We start from the raw sequence: 13668 nt of genomic DNA on the forward strand, positions 1-13668 counted from the left end.
GGTCGACGCCGGGGTATCGCCTCGCGGCGGAAACTCAGGCGTCGAGCGCCGTGGCGGCCGAGACCGGCTCCCACTCGTCGACGTCCTTCAGCGCGGCGGCGTAGGTGCGGCGGACCATGTCGACCGCATCCTGGCCCAGCACCAGGCGCACCGGAGGGTTCGGCGCATCGGCCACCTGCAGGATGGCCCGCGCGGCCTTGGCGGGATCGCCGGGCTCGTGGCCGGCATACTGGCCCATCTGGACGCGCGTCTTCCCGGCCGGGGTGTCGGCATAGGCCTCGACGACACGCGCGGCCTGGCGCAGCGAGCCGCCGGCGAAGTTGGTGCGGAAGCCGCCCGGCTCGACCAGCGTGACGCGGATGCCGAAGGGACGCAGTTCGCCGACCAGGGCCTCGCTCAGCCCCTCGAGGGCGAATTTGGAGGCGCTGTAGAGCGCGCCGCCGGGAATGCCGAGCACGCCGGCCACCGAGGACACGTTGAAGACATGGCCCGTGCGGCGCTCGCGCAGGTGCGGGATCAGCGCCCGCGTGACGGCCAGCGCGCCGAAGAAGTTGGTCTCCATCACCGCGCGCGCCTCGGCGTCGGAGACCTCCTCGACGGCGCCGAACAGGCCGTAGCCTGCGTTGTTGACCAGCACGTCGATCTGGCCTGCGCGCGAGATGGCCTCGCGCACGGCAGGTTCGATCGCGTCAGCCCGGGTCACATCGAGCAGCACCGCATGGGCGCGACCCGGCGCCAGCGCCTCGAAACGGCTGGCCTGCTCCGGCTGGCGCACGGTGCCGACGACGACGTCGCCGCGGGCGAGCGCAGCGCGCGCCAGTTCGTTGCCGAAGCCGCTGGAAACACCGGTGATGAGCCAGCGCTTGGAGGACGACGAGGAGGTCATGGCAGCAATCCTTTTTTATTAACCTGGATAATCATATAGAAGCACTGCCCACGACCTATCGGGGTTTGTCCGCGGGCGGATCATCGCCCTCGAATCGGGCCAGCAGCGCACGCAGGCGCGCGGACAGATCGGCCCGTTCCGGCGCAGGCATCTCGCGCAGCGCGAGCCAGACGCGCTCCGTCGATCCCGCGACCATGCCGTCGACGATCGCGATGCCCGCGGGCGTGGCTCGCACGATGAGCCCGCGGCCGTCGAGCGGGTTGGTCTCGCGCGTGACAAAGCCCAGGGACTCGAGGCGGTCGAGCCGCTTCTTGATGCCCGGCAGGGAGATCCACAGCAAGCGCTTGAGGGCCGTCGGCGTGCTCTCGAACGGCGCCCCGCTGCGCCGCAGGGCCCCGAGGATCACGACATCGCCGCCCGCCAGGCCGTGCAGCGACGCAATGTGCTCGATCGCCGCCTCGACATGGCGGCCGGCGCGGAACAGCCGCGCATAGACCGCGAACACATCCGAATGCTCCTTCGGCCAGGCATCGAGCCAGGTCGGGACACTGACGTCGACCGGATCGCGCATGGGGGGCGGCGACGCATCACCCGCCGCGCTCAGCAGCCCCGGACGCCATCCCAGCGGCGCCGCCAGGCGCGCCATCAGCGACAGCTGCACGTCCTCACCCCGCTCGGCCCGCGCCACCTGGGGCTGGTGCACGCCCGCGCGCCGCGCCAGTTCGCGCTGCGACCAGCCCGCGGCCAGCCGCGCGGCGCGCAGGGCCTGCGCAAAGGACGCCGGCGCTGCGGCGCCGTCATCCGGCCCGCAGGCGCGATCTCCCCTCGATTCGCCTTGGTTTGATATCATTTAAGATATCTTATCCGGCATCGAGCGACTTGTCGACCGGGCAGCGCGGCCACGCGCCGGCGACGAGAATGCGCCCGCTCGTCGCCGCCTTCCCGGCGCGCGCCGGGGTCGGCAGGCCGGCCGAAGCGCGGCACCCGCGGGCGGCTTGCGCGGTTTCAGGCCGCGTCGTCAAAGTCCCGCGCCGGCCACCAGGGCACGAAGTCCGGCAGGTCGCGCGGAACGCGCGAGCCGAACTCGGGCGAGCGCTTCTCACGGAAAGCGGCGACGCCCTCCTTCGTGTCGCCGCCCGGCACCAGGGCCGCCAGCGCGCGCGACTCGATCCGGTTGGCCTCGATCGGGTGCGGCGCATCCAGGCCGCGCCACATCGCCTGCCGGGTCAGCGCGACCGACAGCGGCGAGCATTCGCGCGCGATCTCGTGGGCGATGGCCCGCGCGCGCGGCAGCAACTCGGACGGCTCGACGACCTCGTGCACCAGGCCCGCGGAAAGCGCCTCGGCCACGGGAATCGTGCGCCCGGTCACCGTCCAGGCGAGCGCGCGCGAGATGCCGACCATGCGCGGCAGGAACCAGCTGGAGCACGACTCCGGCAGAATGCCTCGACGCACGAACGGGAAGGCGAACCTGGCCGTGGCCGCGGCAATGCGGATGTCCATGGGCAGCAGCATCGTCGCGCCAATGCCGACCGCCGGGCCGTTGATGGCCCCGATCACCGGCTTCATCGCGTCGAACATGCGGATGGTGAGCGCGCCGCCGCTGTCGCGATTGCCGCCCTGCAAGGGCTTGTAGCCCTCGCGGCCGCCGCCGAATCCGCCCGGGCGGCTGAGGTCCGTCCCGCCGGAGAACACGCGCCCCGCGCCGGTGACGATGATCACGCGCACCGCATCGTCGCGATCGGCGCGGTCGATCGCGGCGATCAGCTCGTCGATCATGCCGAAGGTGACCGTGTTGAGCGCCTCCGGGCGGTTCAGCGTCACGGTGCAGACGCCGTCTTCCGCGACGTCGTACAGGATGGTTTCAAAGCTCATGGTTGCTCCGTTAGCGGATTGAAAGGGTCCTGCATCGTGATCATGAATTGACCCGATGCCTGCACGAGGATCGCATCGCCCGCGTGGATGCGGCAGGTCGCGAAGCCCAGCCGGCGGCCGGTGCGCTGCACCTCGACATGCGCCTCGATCCATTGGCCGGGAACCGCGTTGCCGAGGAAGTTGACGGAAATCTGCGTGGTCACCAGGGCGAAATCCCCGGTTCCCAGCCTGGCCTCGGCCGCGCGGCGCACGCCGAACGCGAGCGCCGTGTCGACGAGCGTGCTCAGCATGCCGCCGTGCACGACGTCGAGGCGGTTGCAGTGCTTGTCCTGCACGCGCAGCCCCAGGACCACCTGCTCGCTGTCGACCCGCTCGCAGATTGGGCCGACAAGCACGGCGAACGGACCGTAGGGACGCATGGCCGTGAAGCCCGGCGGCGGCGCCTCGGCGGGCGAGGCCTCGAGGGGGGTCTCAGCGCGCACGCTCGAACACCGCCGCCAGGCCCTGGCCGCCGCCGATGCACATCGACTCGAGCGCGTACCGGCCCTCCCGACGCTCAAGCTCGTGCAGCATGGTCGCGAGGATGCGCACGCCGGTGGCTCCGATCGGATGCCCCAGCGAGATGCCGCCGCCGTTGACGTTCAGGCGGTCCGGATCGTTCCAGCCCCAGCCGGCCAGCACCGCGAGCACCTGAGCGGCAAACGCCTCGTTCAGCTCGACGAGATCCATCGCATCGAAGGACAGGCCCGTGCGCGCGAACAGCTTCTTCACAGCCGGCACCGGTCCGATGCCCATCCGCGACGGCTCGCAGCCGGCCGCGGCCCAACCGACGACCCAGGCCATGGGGCGCAGGCCGAGTTCGTCGAGCTTGTCCTCGGCCACCACCAGGCAGGCGGCGGCGGCGTCGTTCTGCTGGCTGGCATTGCCGGCCGTCACCGTGCCTTCCTTGAGGACAGGCTTGAGCCGCGCCAGCGACTCCATCGAGGTCTCGGGACGAATGCCTTCGTCACGGTCGAACAGCAGCGGATCCCCCTTCTTCTGGGGCACCGGCACCTTCACGAGCTCATCGGCGAACTTGCCCTCGCGCCAGGCCGCGGCGGCGCGGGCATGACTGCGGACCGCGAACGCATCGGCCTGCTCACGGGTGATGCCGACATCGCGCGCCAGGTTCTCGGCCGTCTCCGGCATCCCGGAAATCACGCCGAAGCGGCTCACTGGCTGCGAACGCTCGCGACCACGCTGCAGGCGATCGTGCAGGTTCACCGAGCCGGCGCGCGAACCCCAGCGCATGTCGGTGGAGTAATACTCAATGTTGCTCATGCTCTCGACGCCGGCAGCCACAACGACATCCGCCGCTCCGGTCTGGACCTGCATGGCGGCGTCGATCACGGCCTGCAGGCCCGAGCCGCAGCGGCGGTCCAGCGTCATCCCGCTCACTTCGATCGGCAGGCCGGCTTCGAGCGCCGCATAGCGGCCGAGGCACGGCGCCTCGCTGTTGCTGTAGGACTGGGCCATGACGACGTCATCGATGCGTGCCGGGTCGATGCCGCTGCGTTCGACGAGCGCTTTCAGGATGGTGCAGGCGAGCTGGTCTGCAGGCAGCGGACGCAGGCTGCCGCCGAAGGCGCCGACAGCGGTACGCAAGGGGGAAACGATAGCGGCTCTTCTCATGGGATCTGGTCCTGGGTGGAACTGCGAAATGGGGTCATGCCTGGCGCGGCCCTGCCGCGCCCGCGCGGAGCAGCCGCAACGCGCTCGCCAGCACCGGCGCATCGATCATCTTTCCGTCCACCGCGACCGCCGCGCCGCCCGCCGCCTCGCTGGCGGCGACGACGCGCCGGGCCCAGTCGAGGCGTTCCGGTGGCGGCGTGAACGCCGCGTTGACGAGCGCCACCTGGCGCGGGTGGATGCACAGCTTGCCGCCGAAGCCGAAGGCACGCGCGCGCCGAGCATCGGCGGCGATCCGGGCCGCGTCGTCCAGCGACACGGTGACGCCGTCCACCGGCGCGGCCAGGCCCGCCACGCGCGAGGCCAACACGAGGTGGGCGCGCCAGGTGCGCAGCGCCTCGTCGTCGTCCTCGATGTCCATGTCGAGCTGAAAGTCGACGCTGCCGAACACCAGCCTGTCGACCCCCGGAGCCGCAGCAATCGCCGCCAGGCAGGCCATGCCCCGCGCCGTTTCGACCAGGGCCAGCACCGGCTTGTCTCCGCAGCGGGCACGCAGCGCGGCAACATCGTCGGCCTGCGCCGTCTTGGGCAGCATCACCGCGGCCACGCCGGGATGGGCGGCCAGCCGCGCGTCGTCGTCGAACCAGGGAGTGTCGCGGCCGTTGACGCGCAGGACGACGCGGCGCCCCGCCAGCGCCGCGTGCACGGCATTCCGCGCCGCGGACTTGGCCGCGGGAGAGACGGCATCCTCGAGATCGGCGATCACCGCGTCAGCGCCGCTGGCCTCTGCCTTGGCGAAGCGCTCCGGTCGATCCCCGGGCACGAACAGGTACGAGCGCGGGCTCACCGCAGCACCTTCGACGCAGGACCTTCGATCATGGCCGCCATCTTCAGATGGCGCCTTCGGCGCGCAGACGCTCGATCTCGGCCGCATCGCAGCCGACTTCGCGGAGGATGGCCTCCGTGTGCTGCCCCAAGGCCGGCACGTCGCCCATGGCGTGATCGAAGGTGTCCATGGACGCCGGGGGCCGCAGCGCGGGCACCGGCCCTCCCGGCGTGCCGATCTCGCGCCAGCGGTCGCGCGCCTGCAGCTGCGGGTGCGCCCAAACGTCAGCGATCGAGTTCACCGCGGCATTGCCGATCTGCGCCGCGTCCAGACGCTCGATCACTTCCGGCGCGGTCAGCGGCGCGAACAGCTGCTCGATCAGCGCCTTCAGCTCGCCGCGGTTCGCGCTGCGCTTGGCGTTGGTGTCGAAGCGCACGTCGACGGCGACCTCAGGCCGCCGCAGGACCTTGTTGCAGAACGACGCCCATTCGCGCTCGTTCTGCAAGCCGAACAAGACCGTACGGCCGTCGCCGGCGGTGAACGGGCCATACGGGTAGATGCTGGGATGGCTCGCGCCCGACCGCTGCGCCGGCGGCTGGCCCTCGAAGCCGTAGTAAAGCGGATTGCCCATCCACTCGGCCAGCGTCTCCAGCATCGAGACATCGATGTGCGAGCCTCGGCCCATCCGATTGCGCTGCAGCAGTGCGGCGAGGATGGCGCTGTAGGCGTACATGCCGGCGGAGATGTCGGCGACGGAGATGCCGACGCGCGCGACATCCTGCGGCGTGCCGGTGACCGAGAGCAGCCCGGCCTCGGCCTGGATCAGGAGATCGTAGGCCTTCTTGTCGCGGTAGGGGCCGGCGCCTCCGGCGTCTCCGCCGTAGCCCGAGATGTCGCAGACGATCAGCCCGGGATGCGTCGGCCGCAGCGCCTGTGCGGACAGCCCCAGGCGCGCGGCAGCGCCGGGCGCGAGGTTCTGCACCAGCACGTCGGCCTGGGCCAGCAGCTTGCCCAGCACGCCCTGCGCGCTCTGGTGCTTCAGGTCCAGCGTGAGGCTTTCCTTGCCGCGATTGATCCAGACGAAGTAGGACGCCTGGCCGCGCACGCGGGTGTCGTAGTGGCGGGCGAAGTCGCCCTCGCCGGGCCGCTCGATCTTGATGACGCGCGCACCGAGATCGGCCAGCTGCCGGGTGGCGAAGGGGGCCGCCACCGCGTGTTCGAGCGTCACCACGGTGACGCCGTCGAGCGGACGAATAGCCGTCATGATGATCCTCAGGCGCGCTCGAAGACCGCGGCGATCCCCTGCCCGCCGCCGATGCACATGGTCGTGAGCGCGTAGCGGCCGCCCGTGCGGTGCAGCTCGTGGATCGCCTTGACCGCGATGATGGCGCCGGTCGCGCCGATCGGGTGGCCGAGCGAGATGCCCGAACCGTTCGGATTGACCTTGGCCGGGTCGAGGTCGAGCTCGCGCGCGACCGCGCAGGCCTGCGCCGCGAACGCCTCGTTGGCCTCGATCACGTCGAGATCCGACACCTTCAGCCCGGTGCGCTTGAGCACCGCACGGGTGGCCGGCACCGGGCCGATGCCCATCAGCGCCGGCTCGACGCCGGCGTGCGCATAGCCGACGAGCCGCGCCAGCGGCACGAGCCCGTGGCGGCGCACCGCATCGCCGGTGGCCAGCATCACGGCGGCGGCGCCGTCGTTGATGCCCGAGGCGTTGCCGGCGGTGACGGTGCCGCCTTCCTTCTTGAAGGCGGGCTTCATCGTCGCGAGCGAGGCGAGCGAAGTGTCGGCGCGCGGGTGCTCGTCCTTGTCGACGATCTGAGTCCCCTTGCGGGAGGCGATCTCCACCGGCACGATCTGCTGGGCGAAGCGCCCCTCGGCCAGCGCCTGCAGCGCGCGCCGGTGGCTCTCAAGCGCGAGCGCATCCTGGTCTTCCCGGCTGATGCCGAACTTCGCGGCCACGTTCTCGGCCGTGATGCCCATGTGGACGCGCCCAAACGGATCCTGCAGCACGCCCAGGGTGTAGTCCAGCAGCGTGGAGTCGCCCATGCGGATGCCCCAGCGGCCCGCCGTCATCAGGTAGGCGCCGCGGCTCATCGCCTCGGCGCCCGCGCCGATCGCGAGCTCGGCATCGCCCAGCAGCAGCGACTGCGCGGCCGAGATGATCGCCTGCAGGCCCGAACCGCACAGGCGGTTGACGTTGAAGGCGGGCACCTCCTTGGGCAGGCCGGCGTCGATCGCCGCGACACGCGAGAGATAGGCGTCGCGCGGTTCGGTCGGGATGACATTGCCCATCGCGACATGGCCGACCGCATCCGCGGGGGCGCCGGAACGCAGCAGCGCGGCCTTCACGGCGCACGTGGCGAGTGCGGACAAGGGGACATCCTTGAGGCCGCCGCCGAAGGCGCCGATGGCGGTGCGCGCGGCGCTGACGACGAAGAGTTCGGGTGAGGTCATGGCGAGGTCCGGAAGTCAGAACGTGATTCAGTAGGAACGCGGCAGCCCGAGCACGTGCTCGGCGACGAAGGCGAAGATCATGTTGGTGGAGACGGGCGCGACCTGGTAGAGGCGCGTCTCGCGGAATTTGCGCTCAATGTCGTATTCGCAGGCAAAGCCGAAGCCGCCATGCGTCTGCAGGCAGACGTTGGCGGCCTCCCAGCTCGCCTTGGCGGCGAGGTGCTTGGCCATGTTGGCCTCGGCGCCGCAGGGCTGCTGCGCGTCGAAGAGTTCGGCGGCCTTGAATCGCATCAGGTTGGCGGCCTCGATCTCGATGTAGCTTTCGGCGATCGGGAACTGCACGCCCTGGTTGCGTCCGATCGGGCGGTCGAACACCACGCGTTCGTTGGCGTACTTGGCCGCCCGGTCGATGAACCAGTAGCCATCGCCGATGCACTCGGCGGCAATCAGCGTGCGCTCGGCATTGAGGCCGTCGAGGATGGTGCGGAACCCCTTGCCCTCCACGCCCAGCAGGTTCTCCTCGGGGATCTCGAGCTCGTCGAAGAACAGCTCGTTGGTCTCGTGGTTGACCATGTTGAGGATGGGCCGCACCGTCAGCCCTTTGCCGATGGCCTGCTTCAGGTCGACCAGGAAGCACGACAGGCCGTCGGAACGCTTCTGAACCTCAGCCAACGGCGTGGTGCGGGCGAGCAGCACCATCATGTCGCTGTGCTGCACGCGCGAGATCCACACCTTCTGGCCGCTGATGACCCAGCGGCCGTCCTTCCTGACCGCCATCGTCCTCAGCTTGGTGGTGTCGCTGCCGGTCGTCGGCTCGGTGACGCCCATCGACTGGATGCGCAGCTCGCCGCTGGCGATGCGCGGCAGGTACCTCTCCTTCTGCTCCTTCGAGCCGCTGCGCAGCACCGCGTTCATCACGTACATCTGGCCGTGGCAGGCGCCGGAGTTACCGCCGCTGCGGTTGATCTCTTCCATGATGACCGAGGCCTCGACCAGCGACAGGCCCGAGCCGCCGTACTCCTGCGGGATCAGCGCGGCCATCCAGCCGGCCTTGGTCAGCGCGTCGACGAAGGCCTCCGGATAGGCACGCTGCTCGTCGACCCGACGGAAGTACTCGTCCGGGAACTCGGCGCACAAGGCCCGAACGGCGTCGCGGATGTCCTGGAATTTGTCGATGCGTTGATCGAGCACGATGGGATCCTTCGGAAGTCGGCAGAGTTTCAGAAAAGCGTCGCGCTGGCGTCCATGCACAGCGCGCCATTGGCGTCGCGCACCCACAGACGCACACTGCGACCGTCGGGTGCGGGCTCGCCGCAGAGATGGAACGGGGCAGCATCGAAGACAGGGCGCGCGGCGCGGAACTCGAAGGCGGACAGCCTGGCATCCGGCAGGTGACGACGGACCAGGTCGGCCAGCAGCGTGGCCAGGAGCGGGCCGTGGACGACCAGTCCGGCGTAGCCTTCGACCCCGGTCGCGTAGGGTCTGTCGTAGTGAATGCGGTGGCCGTTGAAGGTCAGCGCGGAATAGCGGAACAGCAGCACCGGGTCCGGGCGAATCTCGCGCATCCAGTCTTGCCCGACGGGTGCGAGCCGGGGTTCGGGAACGGAATCGCCGGGCCGGGGATCCTCGCGGTAAACGATGTCCTGTTCTTCAACGATCGCCACGCCCACGGCGTCCGCCAGCTCGTGGCGCACCTTCACGAACACCAGCGTGCCGCTGCGGCCGCTCTTGGCGGAAACGTCGAGGATCTCCGAGGTGCGCGTCGCCGCTTCGCCGACGCGCAGCGGCCGTGCGAACTGCAGGCGCCCCGCCGCCCACATCCGGCGCGGCAGCGGCACCGGAGGCAGGAAGCCGCCACGCGCCGGGTGACCGTCGGCCCCGACCTGCGAGAGGCGCACCACCGGAAGAAAGAACAGCCAATGGTGCAGCGGCGGCACCGGCGCAGCGCCCACGGGCGCCTCACGGTCGAGCGTGGCGTCGAGCGCGCAAAGCGGGGCCTCGGTCAGCAGCTCGGTGCGCGTCTCGCGCCGGCCGATCCAAGCGCGCAGCGCATCGATGTCGAGAGCGCCGGCGCTCATTCGCCCGTGAAGCGTGGCGCACGCTTCTCCATGAACGCGCACACCGCCTCGGCGTGGTCGGCGGAATCCATCGCGGCCGCCTGATAGTCGACCTCGGTTCGGATCGCTGCCTCCAGCCCGTCGACGCCCTGCGCCAGCGCGCTCTTCAGGAGCGCGGTCGCGACCGGCGGCAGCGCAGCATATTCCTCGGCAACGGCGGTCGCGCGGGCCAGCGCCTGCCCCGGCTCGGCGACTTCGTCGGCCAGGCCGATGCGCTCGGCCTCGAGGCCGTCGAACATGCGCCCGAGGCCCAGGATCGCGCGGGCCTTCGCGCGGCCGACGCGGTGCTGCAGGCTCCACAGCGCGCCCATGTCCGGCAGCAGGCCCACCTTGATGAAGGCCGCGCCGAACTTCGCGTCGCGCGCGGTGACGACGAAGTCGCACAGCGAGGCGATCGACAGCCCGGCCCCCATGGCGCTGCCCTCCACCGCCGCGACGACGGGCTTCTGGCCGAGCGCGATCTGGCGGATCAAGGCGGTGACGAGATTCCAGCGCTCGCGGTTCTGCAACAGCGTGCGCGGCGCCATCTCGCTGATGTCGCCGCCAGCGCAGAAATGCCCCTGCGCCCCGGTGATCACCAAGGCGCGCACCTCGGGATCGGCCATCGTGGCCTCGAGGCGTTCGCGCAGCTGGGAGCGCATCTGCAGGCAGAAGGCGTTGCGGCGCGCCGGATAGGTCAGCGTCAGAACGGCGACCGCGCCCGTCCGGGTCAGCGGCACCATGTCCTCGGGGCGGTCGGCGGAATTGCGCATCGCGGCAGCCTCCTCAACGGCCGTTGAAGCGCGGCTCGCGCTTCTGCTGGAACGCCGCCAGCGCCTCGATGCAGTCCTCGCTCAGGCGACAGCGAATCATGTTGCGCGCTTCCAGGTCGAGCACCTGCTCAACGGTCTCGTTGGCCGCGGCATGGATGTTTTCCTTGATGTAGCGGTACGCCAGCGCAGGTCCCTGCGCGAGCCGCAGCGCATAGGCGTCGACCGCCGCGTCGAGCTCGGCATCGGGCAGCACCCGGTTCACCAGGCCGAGCGCGAGCGCCTCCGCGGCCCCGATGCGATCCGACAGCATGTAGATCTCCTTGGCGCGAGACGGTCCGACCAGCTGCGTGAGGAAGTAGCTGCCGCCGTAGTCGCCCGAGGTGCCGATGCGCGCGAAGCTGGAGATCAGGAACGCGTTGTCCGCGGCGATACGGAAGTCGCACGCGAGCGCCATCGAGAAGCCCATGCCGGCGGCCGGACCGCGCAGCTTGGCGATGGTCGGCTTGCCCATCGTGTGGAGCAGGTACGAGGCCTGGGCCATGTGCTTGAGGCGGTCGACGCGCGACTCGTGCGCCTGCCATGCCGGCGTCTCGCCGAACGCCTGCGCGATCGGGTCGGTCGGGTCGGGCGAACCCATCGAGCGCACATCGGCGCCGGTGCAGAACGACGAGCCGGCACCGGTCAGCACGACGACACGGACCCCCGGATGGCGCGCGGCATCGACCAGCTGGCGCACCAGCAGGTTCTGGCCGGCCGTGTCGATGGCGTTCTTGGTCTCGGGGCGGTCGAAGCTCAGCGTCAGCACACCGCTGTCGCTGAGCTCCGAGCGGATGGCGGCACGGGAGGTCGGGTCGGTCATCAGATCAATTCCTTGAGGCGCGATTCGTCGAAGGGCGGCAGTTCCTCGCCGGCACGCAGCTTGCGGGTCCAGTTCGGTTCGTTGAGGAGCGCGCGGCCGACGGCCACGAGGTCGAACTCGCCCCGGTTGAAGCGGGCCATCAGCAGCGCGATGTTGTCGGATCCTCCTGCGCGGCCGTCGCGCCGGGAGTCGTAGAAGCCACGGTCCAGGCCGATGCCGCCGACCGCCATCGCCAGCTTGCCGGTCAGCTTGCGAGCCCAGCCCGAGAGGTTCAGCGGCGAGCCCTCGAACTCGGGGCGGTCGAAATAGCGCACGCTGCCGTCGAAGACATCGACGCCGGCGTCGGCGATCGGACCCAGCACTTCTTCCAGCTCCTGCGGCGTGGCCGCCAGGCGGGCCTTGAAGTCCTGCTGCTTCCACTGCGAAAAGCGGAAGAAGATGGGCAGCGCCTCGCCGGCCTCGCGCCGGATCGCGCGCACGACCTCGGCCGCGAAGCGCGCCCGAGCGCGGCGGTCTCCGCCCCAGGCATCGGTGCGGCGATTGGTCTCGCCCCAGAGGAAGCTGTCGATCAGGTAACCGTGCGCGCCGTGGATGGCGATGCCGTCGAAGCCCAGGTCGCGGGCATGGCGCGCGCTGCGGGCGTAGGCATCGATGACGTCCTGGATGTCGCGCTCGGTGGCCGGTGCGGTCGGCGCGATCATGCGCTCGACGTACGAGGGCGGGCTAGACGTCACCCGGTCGGCCGGTCCCCACAGGCCCGACGGCCGCACCGACGGCACCAGCGGGTGGGGACCGGTGCCGATCGAGCGCATCACGCCCTGGTGCCACAGCTGCGGAACGATCTTGCCTCCGGCCGCATGCACTTCGTCGACGACCCGCTTCCAGCCCGCCAGGGCGCGATCGCCATGCAGCTGCGGCAGGTCGCTCTCGCCGAGTCCGGCCTCGCCGAGCGCCGCGGCGTGGTCGACCCCCACGCCTTCGGTGATCAGCAGGCCCGTGCCGCCGTCGACGCGTCGGCGATAGTAGGCGGCGACCTCCGGACCGGGCACGCCATCGGGCGAGAAGTTGCGCGTCATCGGCGCCATCACGATCCGGTTGGGGATCGTGAGCCCACGCACGCTCAGCGGCTGGAACAGGGGCTCGACATCAAGAGGCATCGGATCTCCGCGGTACTCAAGGAGCGTCGGTGACCTGGGCGCGAGCCTGGTCGCCCGCGGCGGTCCAGAAGCGCTCCCAGCTGGGCCAGGCATGGGGCAGCTGCGGCGCATGGCGCGGGCCTTCGTACCGGCCGGGCCAGCGCTGGAAGTTCGGGCCGTGCGGGCGCTCCTGCCAGTCCGTGGAGTACCAGTGCTTCTCGTCACGGTGCTCGAAGCACCAGCGGCCTTCGCTGAGCACGTAGCGGTCAAAGTAGCAGATCGCCATCTCGACCCAGTGGCCCTTGTCCTCGTGGCCCGCGCGGCAATAGACGGTGCCGGTGGCATGCCCGTCATCGACGAAGTCCACCGTCTGCCCGCAGATCAGGTGCACCGAACGGTAGAAGCCTCCCATGATCCTGGGGCTCTCGTAAAAGCGCTGCAGGGCCTCGCGTCCCCGGCCCCAGCGGCCGCAGTCGACATCAACGGCAAACAGCGCCGCCATCGCCGCCGCATCGCGCGAATCCACGGCCAGCGCGTAGCGAGCGGGCAGCTGCTGGATCTCCAGCTGCGCCTCGACACGCGCCAGGCGGCGCTCGAACGAATCGTTCACGCCGCGGACTCCTTGCCGAAGTCCGCCACGTAGGGCTGATGCGCGAGCGCGCCTCCGTCCACGCACAGCACCTGGCCGGTGATGAAACCGGCCTCGTCGGAGGCCAAGAAGACGACCGCGGCGGCGATGTCCTCCGGCGCGCCGAAGCGCGGCGACAGCTGGTGGCGCAGCATGACCCGGCCGAGACTCGAGTCCACGTAGGCGCCGCGGGTGGCCGGCGTGACGATGAGCCCGGGGGACACCGCATTGCAACGGATGTTGTCCTGGCCGTGCTGCGTCGCGACGTTCTGGGTCAGCGAATTGATCGCCGCCTTGGACGCGCTATAGGCCGTGTGCGACAGCGCGCCGGCGAGTGCAGCGTCCGAACTCGTGTTGACGATGCTGCCGCCGCCGCTGCGCCGCAGGTGGGGGATGGCGGAGGGGCAGGCGACCATCGTGCCGCGCAGGTTGATGCGTATAAGGGGTCCCAGACCTCGGTC

General features: G+C 70.4%; 15 protein-coding genes. All 15 read right to left on the reverse strand.

The window, feature by feature from the left end:
* Positions 1 to 34: 34 nt before the first annotated feature.
* Positions 35 to 886, reverse strand: a complete 852-nt coding sequence (locus I73_RS16135; RefSeq protein WP_022981563.1) for an oxidoreductase — start codon at positions 884 to 886, stop codon at positions 35 to 37.
* Positions 887 to 941: 55 nt separating this feature from the next.
* Positions 942 to 1736, reverse strand: a complete 795-nt coding sequence (locus I73_RS28405) for a helix-turn-helix domain-containing protein (protein ID WP_022981564.1) — start codon at positions 1734 to 1736, stop codon at positions 942 to 944.
* Between the two features lie 155 nt (positions 1737 to 1891).
* Complete coding sequence (locus I73_RS16145; protein WP_022981565.1) at positions 1892 to 2761, reverse strand: enoyl-CoA hydratase-related protein; 870 nt, start codon at positions 2759 to 2761, stop codon at positions 1892 to 1894.
* Positions 2758 to 3243, reverse strand: a complete 486-nt coding sequence (locus I73_RS28410; protein WP_022981566.1) for a PaaI family thioesterase — start codon at positions 3241 to 3243, stop codon at positions 2758 to 2760. The genes I73_RS16145 and I73_RS28410 overlap by 4 nt, the downstream gene beginning before the upstream one ends.
* A complete protein-coding gene (locus tag I73_RS16155; RefSeq protein WP_022981567.1) occupies positions 3233 to 4432 on the reverse strand; it encodes an acetyl-CoA C-acetyltransferase in 1200 nt (399 codons plus the stop codon). Before I73_RS16155 ends, I73_RS28410 begins: the two co-directional genes overlap by 11 nt.
* Positions 4433 to 4466: 34 nt before the next feature.
* Positions 4467 to 5276 (reverse strand): CoA ester lyase, encoded by an 810-nt coding sequence (locus tag I73_RS16160; RefSeq protein ID WP_022981568.1) that lies wholly within the window; start codon positions 5274 to 5276, stop codon positions 4467 to 4469.
* A gap of 43 nt (positions 5277 to 5319) precedes the next feature.
* Complete coding sequence (locus I73_RS16165) at positions 5320 to 6519, reverse strand: CaiB/BaiF CoA-transferase family protein (protein ID WP_022981569.1); 1200 nt, start codon at positions 6517 to 6519, stop codon at positions 5320 to 5322.
* A gap of 8 nt (positions 6520 to 6527) precedes the next feature.
* Positions 6528 to 7715 carry an acetyl-CoA C-acyltransferase family protein gene (locus tag I73_RS16170; RefSeq protein ID WP_022981570.1) on the reverse strand — a complete coding sequence of 396 codons (1188 nt, stop codon included), beginning with the start codon at positions 7713 to 7715 and terminating at the stop codon, positions 6528 to 6530.
* Between the two features lie 27 nt (positions 7716 to 7742).
* Positions 7743 to 8906, reverse strand: coding sequence for an acyl-CoA dehydrogenase family protein (locus tag I73_RS16175; protein WP_022981571.1), 1164 nt, complete (start codon positions 8904 to 8906; stop codon positions 7743 to 7745).
* Positions 8907 to 8935: 29 nt separating this feature from the next.
* On the reverse strand, positions 8936 to 9793 hold the full coding sequence (locus tag I73_RS16180; RefSeq protein WP_022981572.1) for a MaoC family dehydratase N-terminal domain-containing protein: 858 nt from the start codon (positions 9791 to 9793) through the stop codon (positions 8936 to 8938).
* Entirely contained in the window at positions 9790 to 10584 is a 795-nt protein-coding gene (locus tag I73_RS16185; RefSeq protein ID WP_022981573.1) for an enoyl-CoA hydratase/isomerase family protein, read from the reverse strand. The genes I73_RS16180 and I73_RS16185 overlap by 4 nt, the downstream gene beginning before the upstream one ends.
* A 13-nt stretch (positions 10585 to 10597) precedes the next feature.
* The gene (locus I73_RS16190) at positions 10598 to 11443 is read right to left on the reverse strand and encodes an enoyl-CoA hydratase (protein ID WP_022981574.1); all 846 of its coding nucleotides are present in this window, start codon (positions 11441 to 11443) and stop codon (positions 10598 to 10600) included.
* Entirely contained in the window at positions 11443 to 12600 is a 1158-nt protein-coding gene (locus tag I73_RS16195) for an NADH:flavin oxidoreductase (protein WP_022981575.1), read from the reverse strand. The genes I73_RS16190 and I73_RS16195 overlap by 1 nt, the downstream gene beginning before the upstream one ends.
* A gap of 16 nt (positions 12601 to 12616) precedes the next feature.
* Positions 12617 to 13189 (reverse strand): nuclear transport factor 2 family protein, encoded by a 573-nt coding sequence (locus tag I73_RS16200; protein WP_022981576.1) that lies wholly within the window; start codon positions 13187 to 13189, stop codon positions 12617 to 12619.
* The coding region (locus I73_RS16205) for an SDR family NAD(P)-dependent oxidoreductase (protein WP_026096833.1) at positions 13186 to 13668 on the reverse strand (483 nt) is incomplete at its 5' end. The genes I73_RS16205 and I73_RS16200, both read right to left, overlap by 4 nt.

The sequence above is a fragment of the Ideonella sp. B508-1 genome, from assembly GCF_000333615.1.
Classification (GTDB): Bacteria; Pseudomonadota; Gammaproteobacteria; order Burkholderiales; family Burkholderiaceae_C; genus Ideonella.

Coding starts and splice junctions, on each gene's coding strand:
- I73_RS16135 (WP_022981563.1), bottom strand. CDS start 886: ATGACCTCCTCGTCGTCCTCCAAGCGCTGGCTCATCACCGGTGTTTCC.
- I73_RS28405 (WP_022981564.1), bottom strand. CDS start 1,736: ATGATATCAAACCAAGGCGAATCGAGGGGAGATCGCGCCTGCGGGCCG.
- I73_RS16145 (WP_022981565.1), bottom strand. CDS start 2,761: ATGAGCTTTGAAACCATCCTGTACGACGTCGCGGAAGACGGCGTCTGC.
- I73_RS16155 (WP_022981567.1), bottom strand. CDS start 4,432: ATGAGAAGAGCCGCTATCGTTTCCCCCTTGCGTACCGCTGTCGGCGCC.
- I73_RS16165 (WP_022981569.1), bottom strand. CDS start 6,519: ATGACGGCTATTCGTCCGCTCGACGGCGTCACCGTGGTGACGCTCGAA.
- I73_RS16170 (WP_022981570.1), bottom strand. CDS start 7,715: ATGACCTCACCCGAACTCTTCGTCGTCAGCGCCGCGCGCACCGCCATC.
- I73_RS16180 (WP_022981572.1), bottom strand. CDS start 9,793: ATGAGCGCCGGCGCTCTCGACATCGATGCGCTGCGCGCTTGGATCGGC.
- I73_RS16185 (WP_022981573.1), bottom strand. CDS start 10,584: ATGCGCAATTCCGCCGACCGCCCCGAGGACATGGTGCCGCTGACCCGG.
- I73_RS16190 (WP_022981574.1), bottom strand. CDS start 11,443: ATGACCGACCCGACCTCCCGTGCCGCCATCCGCTCGGAGCTCAGCGAC.
- I73_RS16195 (WP_022981575.1), bottom strand. CDS start 12,600: ATGCCTCTTGATGTCGAGCCCCTGTTCCAGCCGCTGAGCGTGCGTGGG.